The 26,497-nt window shown below is 60.8% G+C and carries 27 protein-coding genes; 12 read left to right on the plus strand and 15 right to left on the minus strand.

What is annotated here, in order from left to right; genetic code table 11:
- Positions 1-16 precede the first annotated feature (16 nt).
- Positions 17-892: an alpha/beta hydrolase gene (locus ACIQU2_RS15840; RefSeq protein WP_403142350.1), complete on the plus strand. Its 876-nt coding sequence runs from the start codon at positions 17-19 to the stop codon at positions 890-892.
- Here ACIQU2_RS15840 and ACIQU2_RS15845 read toward each other — a convergent pair.
- Both ACIQU2_RS15845 and ACIQU2_RS15850 read right to left on the minus strand, forming a co-directional pair.
- Entirely contained in the window at positions 886-2,235 is a 1,350-nt protein-coding gene (locus tag ACIQU2_RS15845; RefSeq protein WP_403142351.1) for an MATE family efflux transporter, read from the minus strand. The two genes, ACIQU2_RS15840 and ACIQU2_RS15845, sit on opposite strands and share 7 nt — an antisense overlap.
- A gap of 160 nt (positions 2,236-2,395) precedes the next feature.
- Complete coding sequence (locus tag ACIQU2_RS15850; RefSeq protein ID WP_347802872.1) at positions 2,396-2,689, minus strand: hypothetical protein; 294 nt, start codon at positions 2,687-2,689, stop codon at positions 2,396-2,398.
- Positions 2,690-2,884: 195 nt separating this feature from the next.
- Here ACIQU2_RS15850 and ACIQU2_RS15855 point away from each other — a divergent pair, with 195 nt between their 5' ends.
- From ACIQU2_RS15855 to ACIQU2_RS15875, 5 genes are all read left to right on the plus strand, one after another.
- Positions 2,885-3,187 (plus strand): MazG-like family protein, encoded by a 303-nt coding sequence (locus tag ACIQU2_RS15855; protein WP_403142355.1) that lies wholly within the window; start codon positions 2,885-2,887, stop codon positions 3,185-3,187.
- On the plus strand, positions 3,187-3,936 hold the full coding sequence (locus ACIQU2_RS15860) for a methyltransferase (protein ID WP_403142358.1): 750 nt from the start codon (positions 3,187-3,189) through the stop codon (positions 3,934-3,936). Before ACIQU2_RS15855 ends, ACIQU2_RS15860 begins: the two co-directional genes overlap by 1 nt.
- Before the next feature lie 12 nt (positions 3,937-3,948).
- On the plus strand, positions 3,949-4,563 hold the full coding sequence (locus ACIQU2_RS15865) for a DUF4136 domain-containing protein (RefSeq protein WP_347802875.1): 615 nt from the start codon (positions 3,949-3,951) through the stop codon (positions 4,561-4,563).
- 54 nt (positions 4,564-4,617) lie between these two features.
- Positions 4,618-5,178 carry a DUF4136 domain-containing protein gene (locus ACIQU2_RS15870; protein ID WP_403142360.1) on the plus strand — a complete coding sequence of 187 codons (561 nt, stop codon included), beginning with the start codon at positions 4,618-4,620 and terminating at the stop codon, positions 5,176-5,178.
- A 113-nt stretch (positions 5,179-5,291) separates the two neighbouring features.
- Positions 5,292-7,274, plus strand: a complete 1,983-nt coding sequence (locus ACIQU2_RS15875; RefSeq protein ID WP_403142362.1) for a pilus assembly protein TadG-related protein — start codon at positions 5,292-5,294, stop codon at positions 7,272-7,274.
- On the opposite strand, the gene ACIQU2_RS15880 is transcribed toward ACIQU2_RS15875, so the two are convergent.
- Both ACIQU2_RS15880 and ACIQU2_RS15885 read right to left on the minus strand, forming a co-directional pair.
- Positions 7,244-9,997, minus strand: a complete 2,754-nt coding sequence (locus ACIQU2_RS15880) for an ATP-binding protein (RefSeq protein ID WP_403142365.1) — start codon at positions 9,995-9,997, stop codon at positions 7,244-7,246. The genes ACIQU2_RS15875 and ACIQU2_RS15880 overlap by 31 nt on opposite strands.
- Entirely contained in the window at positions 9,994-10,434 is a 441-nt protein-coding gene (locus tag ACIQU2_RS15885) for a TadE/TadG family type IV pilus assembly protein (protein WP_347802879.1), read from the minus strand. Before ACIQU2_RS15885 ends, ACIQU2_RS15880 begins: the two co-directional genes overlap by 4 nt.
- Before the next feature lie 75 nt (positions 10,435-10,509).
- On the opposite strand from ACIQU2_RS15885, the gene ACIQU2_RS15890 reads away from it, so the two are divergent.
- The gene (locus ACIQU2_RS15890; protein WP_403142368.1) at positions 10,510-10,980 is read left to right on the plus strand and encodes a prepilin peptidase; all 471 of its coding nucleotides are present in this window, start codon (positions 10,510-10,512) and stop codon (positions 10,978-10,980) included.
- 111 nt (positions 10,981-11,091) lie between these two features.
- Positions 11,092-11,874 carry a response regulator transcription factor gene (locus ACIQU2_RS15895; protein ID WP_403142371.1) on the plus strand — a complete coding sequence of 261 codons (783 nt, stop codon included), beginning with the start codon at positions 11,092-11,094 and terminating at the stop codon, positions 11,872-11,874.
- Between the two features lie 328 nt (positions 11,875-12,202).
- On the opposite strand, the gene ACIQU2_RS15900 is transcribed toward ACIQU2_RS15895, so the two are convergent.
- From ACIQU2_RS15900 to cpaB, 8 genes are read right to left on the minus strand one after another with little or no spacing between them, the layout of a single operon-like run.
- Positions 12,203-12,478 (minus strand): DUF3613 domain-containing protein, encoded by a 276-nt coding sequence (locus ACIQU2_RS15900; protein ID WP_403142373.1) that lies wholly within the window; start codon positions 12,476-12,478, stop codon positions 12,203-12,205.
- Positions 12,479-12,491: 13 nt separating this feature from the next.
- Positions 12,492-13,202: a hypothetical protein gene (locus ACIQU2_RS15905; RefSeq protein ID WP_403142376.1), complete on the minus strand. Its 711-nt coding sequence runs from the start codon at positions 13,200-13,202 to the stop codon at positions 12,492-12,494.
- A 10-nt stretch (positions 13,203-13,212) separates the two neighbouring features.
- Entirely contained in the window at positions 13,213-14,103 is an 891-nt protein-coding gene (locus ACIQU2_RS15910) for a type II secretion system F family protein (RefSeq protein ID WP_403142379.1), read from the minus strand.
- A complete protein-coding gene (locus ACIQU2_RS15915) occupies positions 14,100-14,984 on the minus strand; it encodes a type II secretion system F family protein (protein WP_403142469.1) in 885 nt (294 codons plus the stop codon). The genes ACIQU2_RS15910 and ACIQU2_RS15915 overlap by 4 nt, the downstream gene beginning before the upstream one ends.
- A gap of 10 nt (positions 14,985-14,994) precedes the next feature.
- Positions 14,995-16,275: a CpaF family protein gene (locus tag ACIQU2_RS15920; RefSeq protein WP_347802885.1), complete on the minus strand. Its 1,281-nt coding sequence runs from the start codon at positions 16,273-16,275 to the stop codon at positions 14,995-14,997.
- Positions 16,272-17,468, minus strand: a complete 1,197-nt coding sequence (locus ACIQU2_RS15925) for a CpaE family protein (RefSeq protein ID WP_403142381.1) — start codon at positions 17,466-17,468, stop codon at positions 16,272-16,274. Before ACIQU2_RS15925 ends, ACIQU2_RS15920 begins: the two co-directional genes overlap by 4 nt.
- Positions 17,465-18,736, minus strand: a complete 1,272-nt coding sequence (locus tag ACIQU2_RS15930) for a type II and III secretion system protein family protein (RefSeq protein ID WP_403142383.1) — start codon at positions 18,734-18,736, stop codon at positions 17,465-17,467. Before ACIQU2_RS15930 ends, ACIQU2_RS15925 begins: the two co-directional genes overlap by 4 nt.
- Positions 18,737-18,757: 21 nt before the next feature.
- On the minus strand, positions 18,758-19,705 hold the full coding sequence (cpaB, locus tag ACIQU2_RS15935) for a Flp pilus assembly protein CpaB (RefSeq protein WP_403142386.1): 948 nt from the start codon (positions 19,703-19,705) through the stop codon (positions 18,758-18,760).
- Positions 19,706-20,029: 324 nt separating this feature from the next.
- Between cpaB and ACIQU2_RS15940 the strand changes: the two genes are divergently transcribed.
- Both ACIQU2_RS15940 and ACIQU2_RS15945 read left to right on the plus strand, forming a co-directional pair.
- The gene (locus tag ACIQU2_RS15940; RefSeq protein ID WP_403142389.1) at positions 20,030-20,236 is read left to right on the plus strand and encodes a Flp family type IVb pilin; all 207 of its coding nucleotides are present in this window, start codon (positions 20,030-20,032) and stop codon (positions 20,234-20,236) included.
- A 68-nt stretch (positions 20,237-20,304) separates the two neighbouring features.
- Entirely contained in the window at positions 20,305-20,715 is a 411-nt protein-coding gene (locus ACIQU2_RS15945) for a response regulator (RefSeq protein ID WP_403142391.1), read from the plus strand.
- A gap of 119 nt (positions 20,716-20,834) precedes the next feature.
- Here ACIQU2_RS15945 and ACIQU2_RS15950 read toward each other — a convergent pair whose 3' ends face one another.
- Together ACIQU2_RS15950 and ACIQU2_RS15955 are read right to left on the minus strand one after the other, a co-directional pair.
- Positions 20,835-21,689, minus strand: coding sequence for a MaoC/PaaZ C-terminal domain-containing protein (locus ACIQU2_RS15950; protein ID WP_403142393.1), 855 nt, complete (start codon positions 21,687-21,689; stop codon positions 20,835-20,837).
- Between the two features lie 2 nt (positions 21,690-21,691).
- The gene (locus ACIQU2_RS15955) at positions 21,692-23,044 is read right to left on the minus strand and encodes a 3-oxoacyl-ACP reductase (RefSeq protein WP_403142396.1); all 1,353 of its coding nucleotides are present in this window, start codon (positions 23,042-23,044) and stop codon (positions 21,692-21,694) included.
- A gap of 217 nt (positions 23,045-23,261) precedes the next feature.
- Between ACIQU2_RS15955 and ACIQU2_RS15960 the strand changes: the two genes are divergently transcribed.
- Entirely contained in the window at positions 23,262-24,539 is a 1,278-nt protein-coding gene (locus ACIQU2_RS15960; protein WP_403142399.1) for an acetyl-CoA C-acetyltransferase, read from the plus strand.
- Here the strand turns inward: ACIQU2_RS15960 and ACIQU2_RS15965 are convergent.
- Positions 24,526-25,554, minus strand: a complete 1,029-nt coding sequence (locus ACIQU2_RS15965) for a bile acid:sodium symporter family protein (RefSeq protein ID WP_403142402.1) — start codon at positions 25,552-25,554, stop codon at positions 24,526-24,528. The two genes, ACIQU2_RS15960 and ACIQU2_RS15965, sit on opposite strands and share 14 nt — an antisense overlap.
- An 84-nt stretch (positions 25,555-25,638) precedes the next feature.
- Here ACIQU2_RS15965 and ACIQU2_RS15970 point away from each other — a divergent pair, with 84 nt between their 5' ends.
- Positions 25,639-26,430 carry an AraC family transcriptional regulator gene (locus tag ACIQU2_RS15970; RefSeq protein WP_403142405.1) on the plus strand — a complete coding sequence of 264 codons (792 nt, stop codon included), beginning with the start codon at positions 25,639-25,641 and terminating at the stop codon, positions 26,428-26,430.
- The last annotated feature ends 67 nt before the right edge of the window (positions 26,431-26,497 follow it).

Below are 26,497 nucleotides of genomic sequence, written 5' to 3' on the forward strand. Positions count from 1 at the left end.
ACGAGGTTCGACATCGATGGCGAGCACCACGCGGCGCTTGTTCAGCCTGATAATCGGCGGTGCTTTGCTGGCCGTGATGACGGCGTGCTCGCCGCTGAAGTTGCTCAATGCGCTGACCCCCGACACAACCTGCGACAAGACCGAGGGCATTGCCTATGGCCCTGATCCGCGGCAAAAACTCGATGTGTATGTGCCGCGCCCGCCCATGAAAAACGCCCCAGTGGTGGTGTTTTTCTACGGCGGCAGCTGGAACAGCGGTTCACGCAGCGATTACGCTTTTGTCGGCGAGGCCTTGGCGTCCCGGGGAATTGTGGCGGTGCTGGCGGACTATCGGTTGTATCCGCAGGTGCGTTATCCGCTGTTCCTTGAAGATGGCGCCCGGGCCGTGGCCTGGACCCATGAACACATTGGTCAATATTCCGGGAACCCGCAGCGGTTGTACCTGATGGGCCACAGTTCAGGGGCTTACAACGTCGCGATGCTGGCGCTGGACCCCGGGTTACTGGGGGGGGTGGGCCTGTCGCCGCACAACCTAAGCGGCTGGATCGGCCTGGCCGGGCCTTATGATTTTCTGCCGATCAAGAATCCGCAGGTGCGCCCGGTGTTTTTCTGGCCGGATTCACCACCCCGGTCGCAGCCGATCAATCATGTCAGTCGTGGCGCGCCGCCGGCCTTGTTGATCGCGGCGAGCGACGATGAGCTGGTCAACCCGGCCCGCAACACCGGTGGTCTGGCGCGCAAACTGCGCGAGTCGGGCGTGCCGGTGCAGGACCTGTATTTCTCGCGCACCAGCCACGCCACGCTGGTGGCGACGCTGTCCCGGCCGATGCGCGGTTTGGCTCCGGTGCTGGATGTGGTCACGGCCTTCGTTAAAACCACACCGACTCAGTGAGCTTTGCCTGCGAACCAGCCGTCGTTTTTATGCAGGTACCAGGCAAACGCGCCCAGAGTCAGGCTGCGCAGCAACATGAACAATAGAAAGGTTATCCACAGTCCATGGTTGCCCAAACCTTGCAGCGCCCAAGCGAGCGGCAGCAACAAAATCACCGTCAGCAGCATGCCGTTGCGCATTTCCCGGGCACGGGTGGCGCCGATAAACAACCCGTCGAGCAGGTAACTCCCGACCGCAATCAGCGGGAGCGCGGCGAGGTAGGGCAGGTAAATGAACGCCGTGTCGCGCACGCTCTGAATGTCGGTCTGCATCTCGATAAACAGATGCCCGGCGAACAGGAACAGCACGGCAAAGCCCAGGCTCGCCAGCAACGACCAACCGCAGGCCACCACCAATGAGCGGCGTAGGGCCTCTCGATCACGAGCACCAATGGCATGCCCACAAAGGGCTTCCACCGCGTGGGCCAGGCCGTCCAGCGCATGGGCGGTCAGCAGCAAACCGTTGAGCAGCAGCGCGTTGGCGGCGACGGTGGCATCACCCAGTCGCGCGCCTTGCACGGTGATCAGGAAAAACACCGATTGCAGCGCCAGGCTGCGGATGAAAATGTCGCGGTTGACCGCCAATAGCGGCCGCCAGCTCTGCCACAGCGCCAGCGCGGCCCAGGCGATGTGGCCGGGATAGGCGCGCAGGGCGTTGCGGGTCATCAGCAGACCGATCAGCGCGCCGGTCCATTCGGCGATCACCGATGCTCGGGCCGCGCCGACCACACCCCATTCCAGTCCGAGAACGAACCACAGGTTCAGCGCGATGTTCACCAGGTTGGTGCTCAGCAGAATGGCCAGCGGCGCCCGGGCGTTCTGAGTGCCGAGGAACCAGCCGACCAGCGCATAACTGGCCAGCGCTGCCGGCAGACCGAACAGGCGTGTGTGGAAAAACTCGCGGGTCAGCTGATCCAGCTCCGCCGACGGCTGCATGAAATGCAGCGCGACCCCACTCAACGGCACGCCCAGTGTTCCCAGGACAATGGCCAGGCCCATTGCCAGCAACAGACCCTGCAGCAAGATCTGCCGCAATGCCGCGCCGTCCCCACGCCCGGCGGCCTGTGCGGCGAACCCGGTGGTGCCCATGCGCAGAAAACCCATGGCCCAGGCGAGAAAGGTATACAGGCTGGCCCCGACCGCGACGGCGCCCAACTGATGGGCGTGGGGCAAGTGGCCGATGACGGTACTGTCGACCAGCGCCACCAGCGGTACGGAAATGTTCGAGAGAATCATCGGCGCGGCGAGCGCCCACACTCGACGATGGGTAGGGCGGTCGCGCCAGTCGGCGATCAGGTTGGACATGCAGGCTCCTTGGGGGAGCGGCATTGTAGCGACACATTTGAAATGACCGCGATCCAATGTGGGAGCGAGCCTGCTCGCGAAGGCGGCGTGTCAGGCGACATCACTATCGATGGGGCGACCGCTTTCGCGAGCAGGCTCACTCCCACAGAGGGCAGTGGTGTTAGTGGATTATCCAGCTCAACAACCACAACCCCAGCATCAACCAGATTATCCCCATGATGATCGACGCATTCATGAACGCCCGAATCGCCGACCACAACAGCATCAACCCCAAAATCAGCGCAATGATGCTGATGATCGACGCGTCCATGCCCAGCGTACGGGACAGCCCTTCGACAAAGTTGCTGCCGGCGTGGCTCAGCAGATTGAACAAGCCACTGAGGCCGTCAACGATGAAGCGGATAACCGAACCGAGTGCCTGGCCGAGCCATTCGAAAAAACTTTCTACCTGCATGTCTTGAGCGTCCTTGATGAAAGTGGTGGCGTGGTTGCCGGACTTGAGCCTTGGGCTATCGAGCAGGGTGCCGAGTTCCCGTAGGAGCTGCCGCAGGCTGCGATCTTTTGATTATGGTGTAAAGATCCGCGTCACACCGAGACGCTTGCCTTCCCCCGTCATCCCCCCGAAGCTATACGTCTTCAGGAGAGCCCGATGAACCTTGTTGAACTGACCGAACGCCTGCACGTCATCCGTGACCGCAATGACTGGCGGCAATTTCACAGCCCGAAAAACCTGGCCATGGCCGCGAGCGTGGAAATGTCCGAGCTGGTGGAGATTTTCCAGTGGCTGACCGAAGACCAGTCGGGCCAGTTGCCGGCGGACACACTTGCCCATGCCGGGCAGGAAATCGGTGACATCGTGCTCTATCTACTGCTGCTGTGCAGCGAGTTGGGGTTGGACATGAATGAAGTGGTGCGCAGCAAACTCGCGGACAGCGAACGGAGGTTCAGCTGATGAGCGACCGTCATTTCGATCAACTGGCGACCCGCTTCGCCGAAAAAATCTACGGCGGTGCCAAAGGCGCGATCCGTCTGGCGGTGCTTCAGGCCGACCTGGCCGAAACCCTGCCGGACCGACCGTTGCGCGTACTGGATATCGGTGCTGGTCTGGGCCACATGTCGTTGTGGCTGGCCGAGCGTGGTCATGAGGTCACGCTGGCCGAGCCCGCCGAGCCGATGCTCGAGGGCGCCCGTCAGCGCTTTGCCGACGCCGGGCAAACAGCGACGTTCATTCAGGCGCCGTGGCAGGATCTGCTCGGCCAACTCACCGAGCCCTACGACCTGGTGCTGTGCCACGCCGTGCTGGAATGGCTGGCCGAACCCCACGCGATCCTGCCGGTGCTGCATCAGTTGACCAAGCAGGATGGCTGGTTGTCCCTGGCCTTCTACAACCGCGATGCGTTGATCTATCGCAACCTGCTCAAAGGCCACTTCCGCAAGATGCGCAAGAACGACATGGCCGGCGAGAAACAGAGCCTGACCCCGCAGCAGCCGCTTGATCCGCGCGAACTGGCGGCGCAACTTGAAGGCCTGTGGCAGGTCGAAACACAGAGCGGGGTGCGGGTTTTTCACGATTACATGCCGGTGGAATTCCAGGCCCGCGCCGAACTGGTGGATTTGCTGGAAATGGAACTGGCTCACCGTCGTCACCCAAGCTTTGCCGGGCTTGGGCGCTACTTGCACTGGATCTGTCGGCCGGTCTGATCGGAGCGCGAAATGAACAGTCGTTCGGGGTTATTGGTGATCTGTCTCGGGTTGGCGGCCTGTCAGGGCAGCAACCCTTATGTGGCGTCATCCAACCCCTTGCCACCCGCGCCGCCTCAGGCGGCCAACACCTTTGACCGCAGCGCCTACCCGGCCCCGCCGCGCGACTACGGGCGTTACCGCAGCTGGGCCTGGCTCAACGGGCAGTTGCCGCAGGGCAGCGCCTGGGCGGATTCGGCGCAGGTCGCCGAAGCCGTCAGCAATGCGCTCGATCAACGTGGCTTGCGCCCGCTGCACGACAATCGCCCGGCCGACCTGTTTGTCAGCGCCGAGCTGCACCTGGAAACCCGCCTGCGTCAGGTTCGGGACGACTATGGTTATTACGGCGGCGGTTATGGCGGTTACAACCGCTACGGCAGCGGTTACGGCATGTACAACACCGTGCCGATCGTTCGGACTTATCAGGAACAGGTCGTGGTGGTGCGGGTTGATTTGTTTGACGCTCAGAGCGGTCAACCGGTATGGAGTGCCAGCGCCGAAACCAGCAATCGCGGCAGTCAGAGCGAGCGTGCCGATGCGATACGGGAGGCTGTAGAAAAGGCGATGTCGGCGTATCCTCCTAGTTAGCTTCTGTCGTTAAGAAGCTTTGCGCAGGTTCATGTCTTCAACCGGAGAAATATCATGTTCCGCCGTCTCGCTTTACTGGCTGTGGCCGTGCTGCTCAGTGCCTGCGCCAACCAGGTCAATCATGACTTCGATGCCAGCCGCGACTTCGCCGCCTATCGCAGCTGGAGCTGGAAAGAACCCGCCCTGCAATATCGGCCCGATGATCCACGGATCAAGAGCGACCTGACTGAACAACGAATCCGCCAATCAGTGACCGATCAGCTGGATCAGCGTGGCCTGCGTCCGGCTGCGGGTGGCCAAAAGGGCGATTTGAGCGTGCAGACCTATCTGATCGTCGAACAGCGCCAGCAACAAGTAACCACCAACTACGGCGGCGGCGGCGCTTGGGGTAATCCATGGAACGGCTACTGGGGCGGGCCGATGTACAACGAAACCCGTAACGTCAGCTACAAAGTGGCGATCATCCAGATCGACCTGCTTGATGGCAAGGACGGCAAACTGGTGTGGCGCGGCAGTGACGAGCAGATACTCAGCCGCACAACGAACCCGTCGGATCGCAGCACGGCGATACGCGAAACGGTCGGGCGAATTCTCGCCAACTACCCACCCAAATAAACAGCTGGACGATCTTTTGCTTGTGATCTGCGAGCAGCCCGGGAAAGCGCCAACTACACTGCTGTTCACCCATGGAGGTAGCCTTCGGCTGTGCACCGGCAAAGGAGTGCGCAATGTCTCCCCGTTTGCAGTTTCGCAGCCCGTCCCGGCAACGGGGGGCGATCGGTTTGATGGCGGCGCTGACATTGGGCATGGCCCTGGTGTTCTTGCTGGTCGTGGTCGACAGCGGTCGTTTGTACCTGGAAAAACGTGACCTGCAGCGCGTAGCGGACATGGCCGCACTTGAAGCGTCCACCCGAGGGGGTGATTGCGCCGCGGGCAACACCGCCACCGTCTATGCCACCGCCAGCGCAAACCGCAACGACTTCACCCTTCCTGACCCCAATCGCAATCTGCTGGTCGCTTGCGGCGCCTTGACCCTGGATGCCAATAACCTTCGGGTATTTGGCGCCGACCCAAGCAAGAGCGAAGCCATTCGGGTGATCGCCAGCCATTCGGTCCAGCAGAGTTTCGCCGGCGGTGTCGGCGCCCTGTTCGGTGGCGCCCCACGTGGAGCGACCATTAACCTGACGGCCACCGCTGTGGCCGCATTACCGCCACCGCAGGCTTCGCTGACCCTGCGCAGCACGACGTTGAGCGTCGACACCAGCAAATCGGCCACGCTCAATGCGCTGTTCGGTGGTTTGCTCGGGGGCAACCTGAACATCAACGCGGCGGGCTGGAATGGACTGGTGAACACCAACATCAGCCTGCTCGGTTACCTTGACCGATTGAAGGTCGACCTTAACCTCAGCGCTGCCGGGTATGACCAGGTATTGGGCAATACGATTGCCGTCAGCCAGCTGATCCAGACCGCCGTCAATGTGCTGGACCCGGGCGGCACACTCGGTGCGACCGCAACCATTGCGAGCCTTCAAGCGCTGAAGGTCGCGGCAGGCGCAACCACCGTCGTACTCGGCAACGTGCTGCACGTCGAGGCTGGCAGCACCGTGACGGCGCTGGCGACCAACCTGAAAGTGTTCGACCTGATCGAAGCAGTCGTGCAACTGGCCAACAAGAAAAACGGCCTGGTGGCGACGTTGCCGATCAATCTGGCGGGCCTGGCGCAAATCACCGCCCGGGTGCAGGTGCTGGAGCCTCCGCAGCTGTCAGCCATTGGCAATCCGAAAAACGCCGCGCTGGCTCCACTGGGGCCCAACCGCATCTATGTGCGAACTGCCCAGATCAGGACATTGCTGTCGATCGACTTGCCGGTGCTCGATTCCATCGTGGCGCTGGTCAATGCGGCGGCTGATCTGGCAGGCCCGCTGACCAACACACTCAACGCCTTGCTCAATCTCAACCTGGTGGGAGTGCTCAATTCACTGACCTGTGCCTTGCTCGTGCCCTGCCAGACTCCCGACATCATCGTGCTGCCGCCACCGATACGTATCGACGTGGCGCTGGACGTTGCCAGCGCCAACAGCTATGTCACTGCCTACAGTTGCGTCAGTACCACCAACAAAACCCTGACCACCAACACCAGCACTTCGCTGGTAAATCTGAAGATCGGCAAGATCGATCCAGCCACCGCTTTCGGCAGCAACACCACGCCACCGGCGGTAGTGGTGCAGCCGTTGAAGGTGATCGATATCGGGGTGAAAACCTGTCTGAGGATTCTGTTCCTGCCCATCTCCTGCGACCCGCGGATTCCGGGCGTCGGCGGCGGCATCAGTATCATGGCCGACACGACCGTGGCGCAGAGCGCCAACATGCCGCACGTCTATTCCGCACCGCCGGCCACCAGCCTGCCGGAGATCAACCAGCCACCGTTCTACTATTCCTATTCCACCAGCAATATCGTCAGCAGCCTTACCGACACGGCGACCAATATCAAGGTCGACATGTACGGCCCGACGGGCAGTCTGGTCGGTGGTCTGGGGGCGATCCTCAGCACTGTCACGACATTGCTGGTCAACGCGATCAACAGCGTGCTCAGCCCGTTACTCGACACCTTGATCAATACGCTGCTGCTCAGCCTGGGGATCGATCTGAACAAGGTCGATGTCGGCGCCAACCTCAGTTGTCACTCAGGACGAGCGACGCTGGCAATCTGATCGTCGGCGGCAATCGGCAGTTCGATACAAAACCGTGCGCCCTCGACCGAGTTTCTAACGCTCAGTTTTCCGCCCATGTTCTCGACGATGCCGTAACTCACCGACAACCCGAGCCCGGTGCCGATACCCACGGGTTTGGTGGTGAAGAACGGCTCGAAAATCCGCTCCAGTAGCCTGGGATCAATACCGCCGCCGTTGTCCTCGACCCACAGCCGCACCGAATCCACATCACGTTCGGCGTACACCGAGATCCACGGTTTGAACTCGCGGTCGGCCTCGCGTTTGCCAAGCAACGCATCCCGAGCGTTGACCATCAGATTGATCAACACCTGTTCGAGCTGATCGACGTAACCGCGCACTTGCACGTCAAACCCGGTCTCGCTGACCCGCAGATCGACCCCTTTGCCGCGCATCCCTTCGGCCAACAGCGACAGCGTGCCTTCGATGGCTTGCGCCGGATTAAACGGATGTTGCTCGATCTCCGAGCGGCGGCCAAACACCCGCATGTGATCCACCACCCGCGCGGCGCGCTGGACCTGTGCATCGATGCGGTTGAGCTTGTCGGTCAGGTAGTCGATTGGCGCATCGCCGTTGCTCAGACGCTTGAGCACGTTGACGATGGCCATGCGCATCACATTCAACGGCTGATTGATTTCATGGGCCAGCCCTGTGGCCATTTCACCGAGGGTGGCCATTTTTGCACTTTGGGTGAGCTGCTGCTGGGCGCGGCGGACCTCGGTGTTGTCGCGACCCACGGCCTGAATCTCCAGCAAATGGCCGTGTTCATCGAACACCCCGCGATCCGACCACACCCACCAGGCATGTTCCCGTCCCGGCAGTTGCAGGTTGATTTCCGCGGTGCTGACCGGGAATTCCGGGCTGAGTCGGCTGAGCCGCTGGAGAAACGCTTCGCGCTGTTCCTGCGACATCCAGCTGCCCAGATTCACCCCGGGCAGTTGTTCGGGCTGGCATTCCAGGTAAGTCGCCAACGGGCGGTTGCCGAAGGTCAGGGTCAGGTCCGGGCGGTAGCGGCAGATCATCGCCGGAGAGTCTTCCACCAGGATCCGGTAACGTTCTTCACTCTGCTTCACCTGTTCGGCGGCCAGGGTTGCTTCGGTGACGTCCAGCCACAGACCGACGGCTTCCACCGGCAAACCAAGGTCGTCGCGCAGTAGCTTGGCTTCATCGAGTAGCCAGTGGTAATCGCCGCGACTGTCGCGCAGCCGATAACGGGCGCGCACCGAACCTTCACGCAGCAAATGTCGGGTGCGTTCGAAGTACCGATCGCGGTCCTCCGGGTGCACCCTTTCAACCAAGGTCCCCGTCGCGCAATCAGCCAGTGTCCAGCCGAGCAGCGGCAGTAGGCTGTCACTGAAAAACGTCGGTTGCAGCGCACCTTCGACATAGCGTTGCACGTAGATCACCGCCGGTGAGCTGGCGATCAGATTGTCCAATCGAGCATGGGCCGCCGCGGCGTTTTGCTCCTGGTTTTTGATGTCGCTGATGTCGAGCATGAAGCCCACCAACCGCCGGCTTTTACCGATGCCCAGAACCTGGCCCTGCAGGCGATACCAGTTCGGCGTTTGTGCCAAACGCACGCACAGCAGCAGTGGAACGCCGTCGTCTTGCAAGGCTTGCAGACGACTGCTCAGCTCTTCCCGGTCGGCGGGGTGCACCCGATCAAGCCAGTCGTGCAGCGGCAAACGATCGATCGTAAGGTTCAGGTTACTGGCTAACGACGGCGCCAATTGCACCTCGCGACTGTCGCTGAACACCTCCCACCATCCGGTGCCGAGCAAGGCTTGCAGCGACTCCAGCCGTTCCAGTTGCAGATGGTGCCGGTGCTCGCGCAAGCGCTCAAGCAACGGGCCGGCCAGCGCGGCGGTCAGTTGTAACCAGTCGCGATCATTCAGGTCGGGTGCATGTTGCTGCACCGGATAAAGGCCACACAGCAACCAGGCGACCACACCCTGAGCATCGTGATAGGGCACTGCGAACCCTTCGGCATTACCGAAGATGCCTTGCAAACGGGGATGTTCAGCGGGTGTCAGGCATTGCGGCGCAGAGCCGTTCAGACTGTCGAGCCCCGTGCCCAGGCGCTGAGCGTTTTGCCACAGGAGGGGCGCATCGGAGGCCGTGTAATGCTGGTGTATCTGCCAGCCTTCTTCCTGTTCATCGAGTAACGCCACCGCAATGCATGGCATGTGGAAACGCTGGGCCAGGCCTTGCAGCTGTTCCACCAACACCTCGGGCAGGCGCGTCAGGTTGCACCGGCGCAACTGTTCGCCGATCTGCGCTGCGAGTATTTGGCATTGCTCGCGGCTGCGTGATTGTCGACGTTCGAGCAACAAGTCGCCGATGTCCAGCAACTGCAACAGCCAGGCATCGGCCAATGGCTGGACCCAGCCACGCAAGTGCAGGGGTTGTCCGTTGAGGCTGTAAAAGTCCAGGTCCAGACTCTGTCCCTGCCAGTCGACGGGTGAGCCTTCAACGGCGAGGCAGCTGTGAGGCATGAGGAAATCGAGCAGGTGCGGTGCTTGCGCACGGGGCGTCTGCTGGGCCAGCACATGCCGCAGCGGGCCGGTCAGGTGAATCACTCGACCTTCGGCATCCAGATGCATCTGCAAACCGACACTTTGCACGCTCAGGGTGTCTGGCGTGTCCACTGGCTGAGGCGGATGGCGGTTGAGCAGGCGCCCGAAGAGTTTGTCTGCGGAACTCAAAATTGCAGGCTCGAACTGGCGGTGAGGTTTGCTGGCAGATTCGGCACTTGGCCAATTCCCGGCAAGGTCAGAAACGGGATGACCTGCTGCAGTTTGCTGGTGGGGTAGTTGATGCTGACCTTCAACACCCCGCCCACGTAGGTGGCGCTGGCGTCGGTGGCGACATTGAAATTCAGTGCGGCAGGAATCCAGGCCAGCTGTCGGCTCAGTTCTGTCGTGGCAACGGTTTTTACCGCAGTGTCGTATCCGGGGGTGCTCGGATCCAGCGCCACGCTTCGGCGCACCGCTTCGGCGGTCGACTGGGTGAACGATTGCATCAGCAACAGCGGCAAGCTGTAAGTGACGATTCCATAGAACACGGCGAAAAAGATGAGAAACACCAAAGCGAATTCAATCGCTACAGCGCCTTTTTGCTTACGGGGGAGGCCTATTTTCATGACTGCGTCTACCCTGATATTCACCACGTGATATCAGCATAGAATCATTCAGCCAAAACGGACGTTTTTTACCGGATGCAGAGCTTTGTATTACTGATCTGGCTGACGCTATGCGCAGCACAGGATGCTCGAGAACGACACATCGCCAATGGCCTGACCCTTGGCGCAGTGGTGTTGGCGCTGGCGTATCTCCTGTGGACGGGCACTACCTGGCTGGGGGCCGAGGCGGTGCAGGGCGGCTGGGCTTTTTTGCTGGCGCTGGCCTTTACCTTGCCCGGTTATGCGCTGAGACGCTTGGGCGCAGGCGATGTGAAACTGATGACTGGCCTGGGTCTGGCGACGGACGGCATGCACCTGCTCGGCGTGTTCATCGGTGCCGGATTGGCCAGTGTGCTGTGGCTGCTGCTGGCGCCAAGAGTCTGGCTTCATATGGGCCAAGGGCTTAGAAATCATCTTCGATATCTGGGGCCTGGAATGTCAAAGAAACAGCCCTTTGCACCCTTCGTATTGGTGGGCCTGATGCTCACACTCGCCTGGTTGCACTAGTCGCCTGTTCTATACAGAGTCGGAAAGTACGTCTACTTTCAATTCAGCAGTTGTACAGTCTGTTGCTGTTTGTAGAGGAGCGGTCAACTTTGACCTGGCAGGGAGGCGCACGTGAACAAGCTTTTTTCGGCAGTAAAAATCCTTGTGGTCGACGACCAGCCGTTGATTGCTGCAGAGCTTTGTGAGCTTCTCGAAGGCAGCGGTTACCGTTGCGTTTCTTGCGAGACTGGCAAACAGGCCGTCGAGCGTTTCAATGAAGACGAAGCGATTGGCCTAGTGCTTTGCGATTTGCACATGCCCGGTCTGGACGGGATTCAACTGGTCCAGGAGCTGCAACGGTTATCCGGCAAGCACCGTGTGTTTGAAGCAATCATGCTCACTGGGCGTGCGGACAAGCAGGATGTGATCAAGGCTTTGCGGGCCGGGTTTGCCGATTACTACCAGAAGCCGATTAATCCGGGTGAGTTGCTCGAAGGGATTGCGCGTCAGGCAGTGGTTTTGCAGGACCGGCAGAAGAGTGTGCAGCTAGGGCATTTGGATCAGAAGCTGCAGTATCTTGCCGAGTCGATCGATGATCTGTATCAGGATCTGGATAAGGTTCGGCGTAGGCAGCGGTTATCGATTTCCACTGATGAGGATGTCATCGCTGTGGATCGGGTTGAGGTTCCGGCGATTTTCAGTCAGCTGTCGCCAAGGCAGTTGGAGGTGGCGCGATTGGTGGGGAAGGGGCAGACCAATTATCAGATTGCCTGTGAGTTGGGGATTACCGAGAACACGGTGAAGCTTTATGTGTCGCAGGTTTTGCGGTTGACGCATATGCATAATCGGACGCAGTTGGCGCTGGCTTTGCTACCCAGTCATTCTGGATTGCGTCAGGGGGTGACTGCGCATTAGGTTTTTGTTGGCGGTAACGACCGAGATTCACTTTTTTATAAGCTCCTGGAATGTGTTAAGCCGTAACGCGATCTGTAGCAGCTGCCGAGCCCGCGAGGCTGCGTTCGGCTGCGTAGCAGTCGTAAAATCAGTCATTTGGTACGTCAGGCATACCGCGTCAGCCGGACTCACGACTGCTACGCAGCCGAACGCAGCCTCGCGGGCTCGGCAGCTGCTACAAAGATTGTCGCGGCTGGAATTGCTTAACTGACTGGCATTACCCGGAATGCCGGCCCAAAAAAATCAGCCCCAAAACGCTAGCCCCAAGCGTCCAACTCCCCGATCGAGACTACCCCCCCGTCCCACCGTCCACCTGCCCGCTCTCATACTGATCAAAGTACTCCGGGATCTCATGCCGATAGCTTTTCAACCAACGCTGCATGCTCAGCTCGCGCTCGGTCGCGGTTGAGGTTTGCGGCTTCTGGGACGCCGCTTTGTTGCTTCTTTGCAGTTGCAGCCAGCCTTCGGTTTCCTGTTGTTGGGCCGAAGCGGGGCCGGGGTCGATGGCGTGAGCGGCGAGGGGCAGGGCCAGCAGGCCGAGGCAGCAGAGGATGGTCGGTTTCATCAAAAGCCTCTCCTTATTGAAGCGCCGGTGTGGCGACGGCGACCTGGTTTACGGCGGTCGGGCCGGACTTGCTCGGTGTCTTGAGTCTTTGCGCGCGGGCTTGGGCTTCGGTGACTTGGGCGGGGCTCAGGCCGAGACGGCTGACGAGTTCGGCCGCACGGCTCCAGTCGTCCTGGTAGATCAGCAGTGTTACCAGATTCAATGCTGCCAGTTGATCGCTTTGCTTGAGTTCCATGGCCGTCAGAAACTCAAAACGCGCATCCTCGACGCGTAATTGGTTGAGGTACACCACGCCGAGGTCGTTGCGGATTTTCTCGTCGGTCGGCGCCAGCCGTGCGGCCCGTTGCAAGTGGGCTTGCGCCAGGCCGTTGTCGCCCTTGGCGGCGGCGAGTTGGCCCAGGCCGTGTTCGGCTTCGGCGGCCAGGCAACTGCCGAGCAGGCTGCGGTACAACGGCTCGGCTTCGCTGCGGCCCAGCAGTCGATAGACCTTGGCCTTGCGCAGGCGCACGTCGGCCAGGTTGTCGGGCAGGCTTTGCAGGTTGGCGAGGCTGGCGTGCAGTTTGCCGTCATTGGCCATGTCATCGGCGAGGTTCAGAGATAGCTGTTCCTCGGAGGTCAGCTTGCCGCAACTGGCCGTGTTGGTCAGGGCGCTCCAGGGCGTCGCACCGTTGCTCGCGCAACCGCCTAATAACAGCAGAGTCAAACCGGCAATTATTGCTTTCATAACGATCCCTCTAAGAACCAAAGGCATGGGACAGGGCGGTGAAACCCGGGCCGGCCAGTACGATCAATAACGCCGGGAAGAGAAACAACATCATCACGACGGACATTTTGGCGGACATCTTGGAGATGTATTCCTGCAAGCGCGTCAGGCGCCGGTCATCGAGCAATTGCTTGAGGGTCAGCAGGGATTTCATCGCACCGCCCCCCTGATGGATCAACTGCTGAAGGATGACGCAGGTGTCGGTGAACTCGTCGACGGCCAGCAATCGGGTGGCTTTGTTCAGTTCTTCGCCCAGTTCCAGACCGGAATCGACCCGGGCCAATACCAGGCGCAATTCATGGGTCAGGGCCGGCAATAATTGTTTGCCTTCATTGCTCAACACGCGCAGCGACTGCTCCACCGCCATGCCCGATTCGAACAGGATGCGCAGCAGCGGAATGAAGGTGGAAATCTCGCTCGCCAGTTGTTTTTGCCGACGCTGCGCGGCAGCGGCCAGCAACCTTTTGGGCAGCAGATAGCCTATGCCGGTGGCGAATACCGGGGCCATCCAGTGGTTGTCTGCCTGAGGGAAGAACACGCTCTGGATTAGCAAACTCAGGGCCAGCGCCAGCACCGGAGCGCCTATCTGGAACGCCGCGAACAGTGAACGTCGCCGGGCGCTGCGCCAGCCGAGACGGTTAAGCAATGCCTGGGTTTCGTTATCCAGGTTGACCGAGCGCTGACCGATCCGGCTGCTGCCCAGCAGCTGTAGCCACTGATTTACCCGGTTGTCGCTTGCCAGTTTGCCGTCGAGTCGTTGCGCCACCTGGCGAACCCGTCGACGGTGTTCCAGCAAACCGCTGAGCAGCAACAACGTTGCCCCCAGAAACAGCAATGCGCAGATCAGCAAAGGCACTTTCATACGCTGCGCAACATATGCCAGAGCGCCAGGCTGCCGACCACCTGCAAGCCGAACGCGGACGCGAGCATGATTTGCCCCGAATCGTCGTGCCACATGGCGAGCAAGTAATGAGGGTTGGTCGCGAGGAAATAGCCGGCCAGACCAATCGGCAAACAGCCCAGGACCCACGCGGTCACCCGGGTTTCACCGGTCATGGCCCTGAGCTGGCGCGCAGCCTGCTCGCGCTCCCGGATCATCTTGATCAGGTTGTCCAGCAATTCGCTGGCATTGCCGCCATAGCGGTGATTGACCTTCAAACCGAGCGCGAACAGGCGAAGTTCGTCTTTCTCATACAGCTCGGCAAGGTCAGCCGCGGCATCCGGCAGGCTGACCCCCAGCTGCACGTTGCGCTGAACCCGCCCCATGGCATTTTTTAGTGGGTCTTCAGCGGCGTCGATGGCGCCTAGCACCGCATCGGCCAGGGTGCGCCCGGACTTCAGACTGCGCACGGTGTGATCGAGCATTTGTGGCAGTTGTTCGATCATGCGCTGGAGTCGGCGCTGATAACGCCAATTGACATACAGACGCAGAATCAGCGGCGGTAGCAGTAACAGACCCAGCAAGCCGACCCAGCCACCGGTAGCAAATCCGAGCAAGATGCCAAAGGCCCAGAGCAGCAGGCATACCCCCAGATGCTCTGAGGGACGCCCAAGGCCGGCCCGCAGAAAGGCCCGATCCAGACCCGCCCAGGAGGTTTTCGCCAGCACCGGCTGCGGTTGCCCCTGGGTCAGGCGTCCCAGTACCCGCTCGGTGCCGGTCTGGCGCAAACCGCGATAAAACAGGCGGATCGACAGTCCGAGCAAGACCAGGCAAACGAGGATGAGCAGCACCGGTTTGAGCATGCCGTGGCCTTCAGTACGCAGAGGGAGAGAGCGCCAACTCACGGCGCAGTTTGTCGCCGGCGGGGTTGACCGCCTCGCGCATGAATCCGAAACCGCTGCGCCGGTCGAGCCGGAACAACGTGTTGGTGACATACACGTCATCACGCAAGCCGATCACCTCCACCACTTCGCTGACGCAGCGGCGGCCGTCGGGCATGCGCGTCAGCTGGATCACTACATCCAGTGCGGCGCAGATCATTTGCCGCAAGGTCCGTTCGGCGATGGTGCGGCCGGTCAGGCCCACCAGTGTCTCCAGGCGCAACAGTGCATCCTGGGCGTTGTTGGCGTGCACGGTACTCATGGAGCCGTCGTGGCCGGTGTTCATTGCGGTGAGTACGTCCACCACTTCGACGCCACGAATCTCGCCGAGGATGATTCGGTCCGGGCGCATCCGCAGGGCGTTGCGAATCAGGTCACTGGACTTCACTTCGCCGTGGCCTTCGGCATTCGGCGGTCGGGTTTCCAGACGCACCACGTGAGGGTGGCCCAGGTGCAGTTCGGCGACGTCTTCGATGGTGACGAGTCGCTCGTGAGGGTTGATCAACTGGCTGAGAATGTTCAACAGCGTGGTCTTGCCGGTGCCGGTGCCGCCGCTGATCAGGATGTTGCAGCGCTTGCCCACGGCCTCCTGAAGAAAGTCGAAGATCGCCTGGTCGATGGTTTGCATCGCCATCAAGTCCGAGCTTTTGAGCATGTCCTTGCGAAACTTACGTATCGACAGGCAGGGACCATCGAGCGCAATCGGTGGAATGATCGCGTTGACCCGGCTACCGTCGGGCAGTCGTGCGTCGACCATTGGCGACGACTCATCGAGCCGTCGACCGAGGGGCGCGAGGATCCGTTGCATGACCCGTTCGACGTGATGCGCATCGATGAAGCGCAGGTCGCTTTGATGCAGTACGCCGTCGCGCTCAATGAACACCCGGTGCGGGCCGTTCACCAGAATCTCCGTCACCGCCGGGTCCCGCAGCAGCACTTCCAAGGGGCCGAAACCGGTGAGTTCGTCGACAATTTCTTCGGCCAGGCGCTCCATTTCATAGCGGGAAATCGCCAGGTGCAGTCGGGCGATGTACTCGGCAACCTTGTCGATGACGAACTGCGAGAGCACCTGCCGTGAACCCTCCAGCAGGTTTTTGCCGGACTCCTCGATGGCGTCGATGATGTAGCGGTGCAGCACCAGTTTCAGACCTTCGTGGTCGGTGTTACCGCTGGTGGTGCGCACAGGGGCACCGAAGAGTTTTTCACCGCTCATTGCGCACCCCTCAACCGGTTGAACCAGCCAGACTTGGGCTTGGCCAGGCCCTCGGAGCGCTTGGCCAACCGATCGCCGAGGGCGCGCAGGCTTTGAGTCAGGGCTTCGCGGGGGGCCAGTTCAAACAGCGTCACACCTTGGTTCTTTGCGTTAAGCCGCACTTCCGGGCTGTAGACGAGGGTCGCGATGATCTCCATGCCGAAGCTTTTGCTCAGGGTGTCGGAGTCCGGTGCGACATTGCGCAGGTAGCGGTCCACCAGCAGTTTGGCGTGATCGAGCTTCATGCCTTTTTCACGCCACAGGTTGAGTACCGCCAGGTTGCGACGGCAGTCGAGTACGTTCTGATCGGTGTACCACAGCAACTTGTCGCAATGGGTGACGAAGGTGCGTAGCGCTTCGCTGTCCGGCTGGCCAGTCAGGTTCACCACGATGTGCTGGAAGTGTTGGCGCAGGGCGCTGAGCAGCATGTACAACTCGGCGGTGCTGGTGTGTTCAAGCGGCTCATCGTGGTTGGCGTAGGCGAGGATCCGCAACCCGGCGGCGCAGTTGGTGAACGCGCTGTCGATCAGCGTCGCGTCGAGGCGCCGCAAGTGCCGGAGTGCATCGCCGAAGTGGAACGAACTCTCCAGCCCGAGCAAGGCCAGGCTGTCACCGCGCGGCAGGCCCAGGTCCAGCAACAGCGTTTGCTGTCCGCTCTTCTGCACCACTTGCGCCATGTGCGTGGCGAGCAGCGCGCCGTCGGCGTTGATTTGCACGCCGTAGAGCACCGTCAGGCTACCCAGTTGGGTGTTCGAAGCCACGGGCGGCAGGCGTTTGCTCAGCCGTCGCACCAACCCCGCGACTTCACTGGAGCGGGAGCCATAGGCCACGAAGTCCCGTGCACCGGCGCGCATGGCATTGAGCACGAGTTGGTTGTCCATGCCATCGCCCAGCGCGACGATCGCCAGCATTGGTTTGGCTTCCAGGGCACCTTCGATCAGTGCGCTTTGGGCCACCACGTGTTCACGGTCCAGGCCGACGAACACCACGCTGGCGAAGGTCACGTCCACCAGCGCCAGCAATTCGTCGAGGCTGCCACCGCCGGCGCTGACCACTTGGCCCAACGGGGCGAGGGCGCCTTGCAGCCACTCAAGGTCGGTGCTGTTGCGCGTGATCGCGAGGAAGGTCTGGCTCAGGTTCTGGCTCTGGCTCATTGCGATAATCCGCTGCGTTTATCGAAGTTGCCGTTTTCGAGGAAGTACAGGCGATACCAGTTCGGGTCATAGTTGCGCAGCTTTTCACCCGGCAACGACGGCAGTTGTGCGTTGGCAGCCAACGGTTGGACCAGGTGCGGCGTGACGATCATCAGCAGCTCACGCTCTTCGCGGTTGACCGATGAGTTGCGAAAAAACGCTCCGAGAATCGGGATATCGCCCAGGCCTGGAAACTTGCTGACTTGCGAACTGTTGTGAGTGCTGATCAAACCGCTGATGACGAAACTCTCGCCATCGGCCAGCGAGACGCTGGTATCGGTGCGGCGAATGGTGAACGCCGGGACGGTGGTGCCGCCAATGGTCACGCCATTGTTGTAGTCGAGTTCGCTGACCTCCGGCGCCACTTTGAGGGTGATGCGGTCGTGACTGACCACGGTCGGCGTGAGCGTCAGGCGGATGCCGAATTCCTTGTATTCGATGGAGTAGCTGTCGCTGTTGGCGCTGGGCACCGGGATTGGAATTTCACCACCGGCCAGGAAGCTCGCGCTCTGCCCGCTGAGGGCCACCAGGCTCGGTCGTGCCAAGGTGTAGGCGAAGCCGCTGCCTTCCAGGGCGTTGACGATGCCGAGGAATTTGCTGCTGCCACCGCCCCAGACAATGTTGAAACTGTCGTTGAGCAGCGGAATGCTGGGCACCGCGATCCGTGGATCAAGGTTGAACAGCGGCACCACGCCCGGCGTCACGGCCGTGTTGGGCACCGTACCGGGGGCGCCGAAGAGGAAGTTGTTCGAGCCCTTGCCGAAAATCGACGTACCGGCCTCTTTCAGTTTGGTCCGGCTGACTTCGACGAAACGAATGTCGGTCTGTACTTGCGACGGTAGCAGTGGGTCATCAGAAGGTAACCGAGTAGCAGTGGTCATCGCCGCGGTGGCCTTGCCCTGAACGAACACCATGCTTTGGCGCGGAGCACTGGCGCAGGCGGTCCAGACCATCAGGCTGGTAGCGCCGGGGGCCATCCCGGTTAGCAAAAACGCTTGATTGCCGTTGACTCGCACGTCGGCGATTTTGGGGTCACCCAACGCCACCCGAGTGATTGCTACCGGCGATTGCACCTCCTGTTGCAGCCCTTCACTGACTTCCAGCACCGCAGGCAACGAACCCAGCGCGGCGCAATTGCCGGCGGCCGCGAACGTTACGCCAAGCGGCACGCCGCTCAGTAAAGAGACCCAGAGCAGGCCTTGAAACAGGGGCATGGAACGACTGCGCATTTAGATGCGTCCTTGCTCGATTCAGGGGGTTTGTTGGGTGATTTCGTTGCCGCGGATGACTTCCACGCTCGTCTTGCGCGGTGCGGTGCCGCCGTGGGTAGCGACAGGTTTGGGTGGGGGCGTCATGGCCAGTTGGCTGAACTGGATCAACTCACGGTTGGCACTGGCAAGGTTGGCCGATGAATCGCTTTCGCCGGCCCAGTAACGAGCCAGACGTTTTTCATCGGCGCTGCGTACGGCCAGGCGCAACACACCGGCCTGGGCTGCGAGCATCAACCGACTCAGTAGTTGTTCGGGGACGGCAAGCAAGACGCTGCGGGCGCTGGTGCGCAATTGTTCCTGCCGGAGTTTTTCTTCGATGTTGCGAGCGGGGCTTGCGGGTTGGCCGTCGTTGGTCAACCCCATCTGTTCGCCCACCCCGAGCACCCGCAAGGCCGGCACCACCAGTTGCGCCGACGGCTGAAGGTTGTTGTTGTCCATGCGCAGAAACAGCAGCACATCGACATAGTCTCCCGGTGTCAGTTGCCCACCGGCATTGATCACTTCATCCACTGCGACGGCGAGGGCGCGTTCATCGGGACGAATCATCCGCGCCAGTCTGCCGCCGGATTCGAAACTTTCATCGTTGAGCCAGGTGCCGGCACTGAGGGCGCGCCAGGGCGTTCGGCCAATCGCTTGATCGAGGCGGCTCAGGCTGCCGGCCGGGACGGTACGGAGTTTTTCCAGGGTCACGTCGGCGGCGCTGATCGGCACGAACGGTGGCACATCATGCAGCAGCACCACCACCGGTTGGCGGGAGGGGTCGTCCACGGGGGCAGGCGTCTGGGCGATGGGTGCAGGCGTGACGATCGCGGGTTGCACGGCAGGCTCGGAAACGGGTTGGCGGCTCAGCGTGAGGCCCCAGTAACCGGCAATAATGGCGCCCACCAGAAACAAACCGGCCAGGCCCAGAGTGATACGACTGTTCATGACGGCTCTCCCTTTCCTGCTGCTTGAGACCTCGTCGCATCCACCGAGACAACTTCGCAATCAGGCAGCTATGAACATGGAACTATTTCGCTATTTGAAGGTAGCTCAGCTAGAGCGAAACGCCATTACTGGTCTGAAAATAACTAACGAAAGTAAGTCGCCAGGGCGAAAACGTGACTTTTTTGGCGTCAACGAAGCGACTAATACTTTAGTGATAATTCGTTCTTACAGTTGTGGGTATGGGGAATGCCGACAATGCTGATGCTGGCAAAGGGGAACCATGTTGCGACAGTGCAACACCCGTCGCCTTTCAGGAGAACTGCCATGTCCTTTTCCAAGATTGCTCAGAAGATCAAATCCGAAATCGCTTTTTACAAAGGCCTGGCCAAAGATACCGAGGGTGCTTCGGGTATCGAGTACGCGATCGTCGCGGGTATGGCGGCGGTTGCACTGGTGGCGTTCATGACACCTATTTCTGATGCGATTACGGGGATTTTTGAAAGTATCACGGCGGTGCTGGCGCCTACTTGATGCCAGCAGCTTGTTAACTTGTCATGGCGGTTCTAATGTCAACGCTTAGTCCATTGCAGGTGTTGCCCATGAACGCTCCCTCACTTCCACGCCAACAGCTTCTTCTGGTCGATGATGAGGAGGATGCGTTACTGGAATTGGAGGAATTGCTGGAGGGCGAGGGTTTCAATTGCTTTACCGCCACCTCGGTCAAACTCGCGTTGCAACATCTGACGCGCCATCCTGATATTGCGTTGGTGATTACTGATTTGCGGATGCCGGAGGAGAGTGGCATGTCGTTGATCAAGCGGTTGCGCGAGCATACGTCCCGCCAGCATTTGCCGGTGATTGTGACGTCGGGGCATGCGGACATGGAGGATGTCAGTGACATGTTGCGGTTGCAGGTGCTCGACCTGTTTCGCAAGCCGATTTATCACGTGCGGTTGTTGGAAACTTTGAATAATTTGTTTCCGCAGCCTCGCATGGAAGTTAGTCAGTGATGACGGCGAATCCCTGCGCGAGCTGGCAGTGAATTGATCGTTCCCACGCTCTGCGTCGGAATGCAGCCAGGGACGCTCCGCGTCCCAAGAGCCGAACGCAGAGCGTGGGACCGTTCGGGTCAGGCAACCGGCCGCCAATGCCCCGCCATATGCTCCAAATCCCCTGCACCCACCAACCTTAAATCCCCACTGGACCCCGCCGCACTGGCCAGCAATGTCACCTCACTGGGCAATCGCACCGGTTTGCGGAATTGCACCGCAATCTCGACATTCGCCGCCGGCAGATGATCGGCAAGCGCCGCCAGGGTACGCGCCTTGTTCCACAACCCATGGGCGATGGCCGTCGGGAAACCGAAGAGTTTGGCGCTGACGGCACTCAGGTGAATCGGGTTGTAGTCGCCGGACACTTTGGCGTACTGCCGCCCAATGTCCGATGGCGCTTTCCAACGGGCCACTTCCGACATTTCCAGCGACGATGCCAATACTTCTTCGACAGGTTCGCCTTCGAGTTTGACCCCTCGGCACAACATCTGGCTTTCAGCTTCCCACAACGCCCCCAACTGATCGTCGAGCGTGGTCACAAGGTCGAACGTCGCGCCCTTTTCATGTGGCTGAAGGTTTTGCACTTGAACGCTGACCCGCACGCGATTCACGCCGCCCATTGGGCGAAAGATGCGAATGCGGTTGCGCAGGTGAATCAACCCCAGCAGCGGAAATGGAAACTCCTTGGCCGTCAGCAATTGCATCTGCAAGGCGAACGCGAGGATGTGTGGATAGGTTGGCGGCAACAAACCGTTTTCGGCAAAACCGCAGACCTTGCGATAGTCCGCCAGGCGCTTCGGATCGACATTGATCCAGCAGCGCAAACCCGAATCGGGCAGGGTGGTGCCGGTGATTTTGCGTCGCGTCGCGGCCCGCACGTACAGTCCCGACAGGCTTGGTTCGCGGTTGAGTATGTGCCAATCGATGATCATGCCTAAGCCCCCAAAACACTTTGTCCGCACACTCGCAGGGCTTGCCCGGTAAACGCGCCGGTGCCCGGTTGAGCCAGCCACGCCACCGCTTCGGCGACGTCTTGCGGCAGGCCACCCTGGCCCAGCGAACTCATGCGCCGCCCGGCCTCACGTACGCCGAACGGAAGATGCGCGGTCATCTGGGTTTCGATGAAACCGGGTGCTACCGCATTGATGCTGATGCCGCGCTCATTCAGCAGCGGCGCCCAGGCTTGGGCCAGACCGATCAGCCCGGCCTTGCTCGCTGCGTAATTGGTTTGCCCGCGATTGCCGGCGATGCCGCTGATGGACGCCAGCAGGATCACCCGGCCGTTGTCGTGCAGGGTGCCGCTGTCGAGCAGCGCCTTGGTCAGCACTTGCGGCGCATTGAGGTTGACCGCCAACACCGCGTCCCAGAATTCCGGGGTCATGTTGGCCAGGGTTTTATCCCGGGTGATGCCGGCGTTGTGGACCACGATGTCGATGCCGTCGGGCAGTTGCTCGACCAACTGCGCGGCGGCGTCTTCGGCGCAAATGTCCAGGGTGATGCTGCGCCCGCCGAGGCGTGCGGCGAGGGCTTCGAGATCAGTCTTGGCCGGTGCTACGTCGAGCAGGATCACGTCGGCCCCGTCACGGGCCAGGGTTTCGGCGATGGAGGCGCCGATGCCGCGTGCAGCACCCGTGACCAGTGCCCTGCGGCCGGCCAGTGGACGAGTCCAGTCCGTCACCTGCGTGTCGCAGGCGTTCAAGCGAATCACTTGCCCGGAAACGAACGCACTTTTTGGCGAGAGGAAAAACCTCAGCGGGCCTTCCAGTTGATCCTCTGCCCCTTCGCCGACATAAATCAGCTGCAAGGTGCCGCCGCTGCGCAGCTCTTTGGCCAGCGAACGGCTGAAACCTTCCAATGCTCGCTGGGCGCTGGCGGCGAACGGATCGCTCAAGGTCTCCGGCGCGCGCCCCAGAATCACCAGGTGCGCGCTGTGATCGAGGTTTTTGATCAGTGGCTGGAAGAACGCGCGCAGCTGTTTGAGTTGATCGGTCTGCACCAAGTCACTGGCGTCAAACACCACGGCTTTGAGTTTGGGGCCGTGGCCGGGAATCCATGCGGTGGCCAGCGAAGGCTCGGTGCCGTAGCTGTAAATCGCGTCGGTCAGGCGGTTGGCGAAGGCACTGACTTTTTCCGTCAACGGGCCACCGCCGATCAACAGCGCCCCTTCGACAGGCCGCAGCCGGCCTGCTTGCCAGCGCTCCAGCCGAACCGGCGACGGCAGACCCAGGGCCCCGACCAAACGATGGCCAATGGACGAATTAGCGAAGTCGATATAGCGGTCAGACATGGAACGCGCTCCAGCAGCTGGGGTTCAAAGTGTGGACCACGAATGGCGTTTAGTCGTTCGATCCACGAGATAAGGCCTACGCTTGATCATTGTAGGAGCTGCCGAAGGCTGCGATCTTTTGATCTTGATCCCAAAAAACAGAGTCAAAAGATCGCAGCCTTCGGCAGCTCCTACAGGGGGCGGTGTTCACAATTGGATATTTCATCAGGAGCTTTTCATGACTCAGTTGCGCCGCGTTGCGATTATTGGTGGTAACCGTATCCCCTTCGCCCGTTCCAACGGGCCGTACGACACCGCCAGTAACCAGGCGATGCTCACCGCCGCGCTCGAAGGCCTGATCGAACGCTACAACCTGCACGGTTTGCGCATGGGCGAAGTGGTGGCGGGGGCGGTGCTCAAGCACTCCCGGGATATGAGCCTGACCCGCGAATGTGTGCTCGGCTCGCGGCTGTCGCCAACCACCCCGGCCTACGACATTCAGCAGGCGTGCGGCACTGGTCTGGAAGCGACGTTGCTGGTGGCGAATAAAATCGCGCTGGGCCAGATCGAATGCGGCATCGCTGGCGGCGTCGACACCACCTCCGACGCGCCGATCGGCGTCAACGAAGGCCTGCGCAAAATCCTCCTGCAGGCCAACCACGCCAAAACCACGGCCGAGAAACTGAAAACGTTCCTGCAACTGCGCCCCCGTCACCTGATCCCGGATCTGCCACGTAACGGCGAGCCACGCACTGGCCTGTCGATGGGCGAGCACTGCGAGATGATGGCCCAGACCTGGAACATTCCGCGTGACGAACAGGACCAACTGGCGTTGGAAAGTCACCAGAAAATGGCCGCGTCCTACACCGGAGGCTGGCACAACGATTTGATGACGCCGTTCCTCGGCCTGACCCGCGACAACAACCTGCGCCCGGACCTGACCCTGGAAAAACTCGCCTCACTCAAACCGGTGTTCGAGAAAAGCGCCAAGGGCACCCTGACGGCGGGCAACTCGACGCCGCTCACCGATGGCGCGTCGCTGGTGCTGCTGGGCAGTGAAGAATGGGCCAAGGAGCGCGGCCTGCCGATCCTTGCCTATTGGCGTGACGGCGAGACGGCAGCGGTGGACTTCGTCAACGGTGCGGAAGGGCTGTTGATGGCGCCGGTGTATGCGGTGCCGCGTTTGCTGGCGCGCAACGGCCTGACCTTGCAGGACTTCGATTACTACGAAATCCACGAAGCCTTCGCCGCGCAGGTGCTCTGCACGCTGAAGGCGTGGGAGGATCCGCAATATTGCAAAACCCGCCTCGGTCTCGATGCGCCACTGGGCTCGATCGACCGCAGCCGCCTCAACGTCAAAGGCAGTTCACTGGCGGCGGGGCACCCGTTTGCCGCGACCGGCGCACGCATCGTCGCGAGCCTGGCGAAGTTGCTGGATGCGGCGGGGCAGGGGCGAGGGTTGATCTCGATCTGCGCCGCCGGTGGCCAGGGGGTTACGGCGATTATTGAGCGCTGAGGATCGCGGCGCTTTGCTGTGCGGCCAGTTGCCGGTTGCGGTTGGCATAACTCTCGGCCATTACCGAGCAGACGATCAACTGCAACGGGTGGTAGATCATGATCGGCAGCAGGATCAGCCCGAGCCCTGGGTTGGCGCCAAAGATCAGCGCCGCCATTGGCGCACCGGCGGCCAGGGATTTCTTGCTGGCGCAAAATACCGCGGCGATTTCATCGGCCGGGCTGAATTTCAATACGCGAGCGGTGCGGGTGGTCATCCACAGGATGATCGCCAGCAGGATCGCACTGCCGATCAGTGCCGTTAGGATCACGCTGTTGCCCTGCTTTTGCCACATCCCCGAGACCATCGAATTGCAGAACGCCGCGTAGACCAGCAACAGAATCACCAGCTTGTCGACGATGTTGGTGTAGCGCTTGTGGCGGGCGAAGAACTTGCCCAGGAACGGCCGCAGCAATTGGCCGAGCACCAGTGGCAACAGCAACATGGCGCAGAGGTCGAGCAGGGTTGAGCCCAGATCGATACCGCCCGCGCCGCTGCCAACCACGAAACTCACCAGCAACGGTGTCAGGAAAATCCCCAGCACGCTGGACAAGCTCGCGTTGAGAATCGCCGCCGGTACGTTGCCGCCTGCGCTGCCGGTCAGGGCCACGGACGAGGAGATGGTCGAGGGCAGGGCGCAGAGGTACAGGAAACCCAGCATCAGCAGTGACGGAATGTGCGAACCCAGCAGCTTGTCACTGAGCAGCCAGATCAGCGGAAACACCGCGAAGGTGAAACCCTGGACCATCACGTGCAGCTTCCAGTTTTTCAGACCGTGAGTGATCTGCTCGCTGGACAGGTTGACCCCGTGCAGGAAGAACACCAGGAACACGCCGATGTTGATCACGTATTCAGCATGCATTCCGCCGCCGGTGGCACCAAAGGTCGGGAAGAAATACGCCAGCAGCGTGGCGATCAACATGCCACACAAGAACCAGTCGGTGACCACGCGTTTGAGGTGTTTGAAGGCATGCATAACAGGCACCGAATACATTTGTAAGAATTGGTGACTTAGCCTAACGTCGGCGTCATCAGCCGTCTTGCGACATAAGGCCAATCAATGCCGACTAACGGACAACTTTCCCTCGAGCGGACGATTCCGACGCTGAGGGCGTTGCCGCGTCCGCTGTATGCCCGTGCGGAAAGTCTCAACGCCGGTTCATGGACGCCGCCGCATCGACACGATTGGGTGCAGTTTTCCTACGCGATCAGCGGCGTTCTCGGCGTGCACACCGCCGAAGGCAGTTTTTTTGCGCCGCCGCAGTGGGGCATCTGGATTCCGGCGGATCTTGAACACCAGGTGGTGACTTCAATGCGCGCCGAGATGCGCAGCCTCTATGTGCGCCGCGAGGATTGTGAATGGGCGGACGGGCGTTGCCGGGTGCTGGAAGTGACGCCGTTGGCCCGGGAGTTGATCAAGAGTTTTTGTTTGCTGCCGGTTGAATATCCACAGGGCGACAGCCAGGCATCGCGGCTGGTGAGTGTACTGCTGGATCAGTTGGCGCATCTGCCGGAAGTTGGCTTCTCGCTACCGTTACCGCGCCATGAACGGTTGCTCGGGTTGTGCAACGAGCTGATCGAAAGCCCTGAGCGGAATGTGACGTTGCAGGAGTGGGCGGAGCGGTTGGGGACGTCGGAGAAGACCTTGATGCGGCTCTTTCAGCGTGAAACCGGGTTGAGCTTTCGAGGGTGGCGACAACGGATGCGGTTGCTGTCGTCGTTGAGTTTGCTGGAGGAGGGGGACAGCGTGACCAACGCCGCGCTGTCTTGTGGGTATGACTCGACTTCGGCGTTTATTGCGGCGTTCAAAAGCCTTTTCGGGTTTACCCCGGGAGAATTGTTCAAGCAGTGACGACGCTAAAAGATCGCAGCCTGCGGCAGCTCCTACAGGATGTACGCCGATCCCCTGTAGGAGCTGC

The organism is Pseudomonas sp. NPDC098740 (assembly GCF_044760065.1).
In the GTDB taxonomy this organism is placed as follows: domain Bacteria; phylum Pseudomonadota; class Gammaproteobacteria; order Pseudomonadales; family Pseudomonadaceae; genus Aquipseudomonas; species Aquipseudomonas rossensis.

Excerpts from the sequence above, each read along its gene's own strand:
- ACIQU2_RS15960 (WP_403142399.1), top strand. The coding sequence starts at position 23,262 with ATGACTCAGTTGCGCCGCGTTGCGATTATTGGTGGTAACCGTATCCCC.
- ACIQU2_RS15955 (WP_403142396.1), bottom strand. The coding sequence starts at position 23,044 with ATGTCTGACCGCTATATCGACTTCGCTAATTCGTCCATTGGCCATCGT.
- ACIQU2_RS15930 (WP_403142383.1), bottom strand. The coding sequence starts at position 18,736 with ATGCGCAGTCGTTCCATGCCCCTGTTTCAAGGCCTGCTCTGGGTCTCT.
- ACIQU2_RS15840 (WP_403142350.1), top strand. The coding sequence starts at position 17 with ATGGCGAGCACCACGCGGCGCTTGTTCAGCCTGATAATCGGCGGTGCT.
- ACIQU2_RS15950 (WP_403142393.1), bottom strand. The coding sequence starts at position 21,689 with ATGATCATCGATTGGCACATACTCAACCGCGAACCAAGCCTGTCGGGA.
- ACIQU2_RS15905 (WP_403142376.1), bottom strand. The coding sequence starts at position 13,202 with ATGAAAGCAATAATTGCCGGTTTGACTCTGCTGTTATTAGGCGGTTGC.
- ACIQU2_RS15870 (WP_403142360.1), top strand. The coding sequence starts at position 4,618 with ATGTTCCGCCGTCTCGCTTTACTGGCTGTGGCCGTGCTGCTCAGTGCC.
- ACIQU2_RS15875 (WP_403142362.1), top strand. The coding sequence starts at position 5,292 with ATGTCTCCCCGTTTGCAGTTTCGCAGCCCGTCCCGGCAACGGGGGGCG.
- ACIQU2_RS15900 (WP_403142373.1), bottom strand. The coding sequence starts at position 12,478 with ATGAAACCGACCATCCTCTGCTGCCTCGGCCTGCTGGCCCTGCCCCTC.
- ACIQU2_RS15865 (WP_347802875.1), top strand. The coding sequence starts at position 3,949 with ATGAACAGTCGTTCGGGGTTATTGGTGATCTGTCTCGGGTTGGCGGCC.
- ACIQU2_RS15890 (WP_403142368.1), top strand. The coding sequence starts at position 10,510 with ATGCAGAGCTTTGTATTACTGATCTGGCTGACGCTATGCGCAGCACAG.
- ACIQU2_RS15945 (WP_403142391.1), top strand. The coding sequence starts at position 20,305 with ATGAACGCTCCCTCACTTCCACGCCAACAGCTTCTTCTGGTCGATGAT.
- ACIQU2_RS15920 (WP_347802885.1), bottom strand. The coding sequence starts at position 16,275 with ATGAGCGGTGAAAAACTCTTCGGTGCCCCTGTGCGCACCACCAGCGGT.
- cpaB (WP_403142386.1), bottom strand. The coding sequence starts at position 19,705 with ATGAACAGTCGTATCACTCTGGGCCTGGCCGGTTTGTTTCTGGTGGGC.
- ACIQU2_RS15915 (WP_403142469.1), bottom strand. The coding sequence starts at position 14,984 with ATGCTCAAACCGGTGCTGCTCATCCTCGTTTGCCTGGTCTTGCTCGGA.
- ACIQU2_RS15965 (WP_403142402.1), bottom strand. The coding sequence starts at position 25,554 with ATGCATGCCTTCAAACACCTCAAACGCGTGGTCACCGACTGGTTCTTG.
- ACIQU2_RS15855 (WP_403142355.1), top strand. The coding sequence starts at position 2,885 with ATGAACCTTGTTGAACTGACCGAACGCCTGCACGTCATCCGTGACCGC.
- ACIQU2_RS15910 (WP_403142379.1), bottom strand. The coding sequence starts at position 14,103 with ATGAAAGTGCCTTTGCTGATCTGCGCATTGCTGTTTCTGGGGGCAACG.
- ACIQU2_RS15970 (WP_403142405.1), top strand. The coding sequence starts at position 25,639 with ATGCCGACTAACGGACAACTTTCCCTCGAGCGGACGATTCCGACGCTG.
- ACIQU2_RS15860 (WP_403142358.1), top strand. The coding sequence starts at position 3,187 with ATGAGCGACCGTCATTTCGATCAACTGGCGACCCGCTTCGCCGAAAAA.
- ACIQU2_RS15845 (WP_403142351.1), bottom strand. The coding sequence starts at position 2,235 with ATGTCCAACCTGATCGCCGACTGGCGCGACCGCCCTACCCATCGTCGA.
- ACIQU2_RS15885 (WP_347802879.1), bottom strand. The coding sequence starts at position 10,434 with ATGAAAATAGGCCTCCCCCGTAAGCAAAAAGGCGCTGTAGCGATTGAA.
- ACIQU2_RS15925 (WP_403142381.1), bottom strand. The coding sequence starts at position 17,468 with ATGAGCCAGAGCCAGAACCTGAGCCAGACCTTCCTCGCGATCACGCGC.
- ACIQU2_RS15850 (WP_347802872.1), bottom strand. The coding sequence starts at position 2,689 with ATGCAGGTAGAAAGTTTTTTCGAATGGCTCGGCCAGGCACTCGGTTCG.
- ACIQU2_RS15940 (WP_403142389.1), top strand. The coding sequence starts at position 20,030 with ATGTCCTTTTCCAAGATTGCTCAGAAGATCAAATCCGAAATCGCTTTT.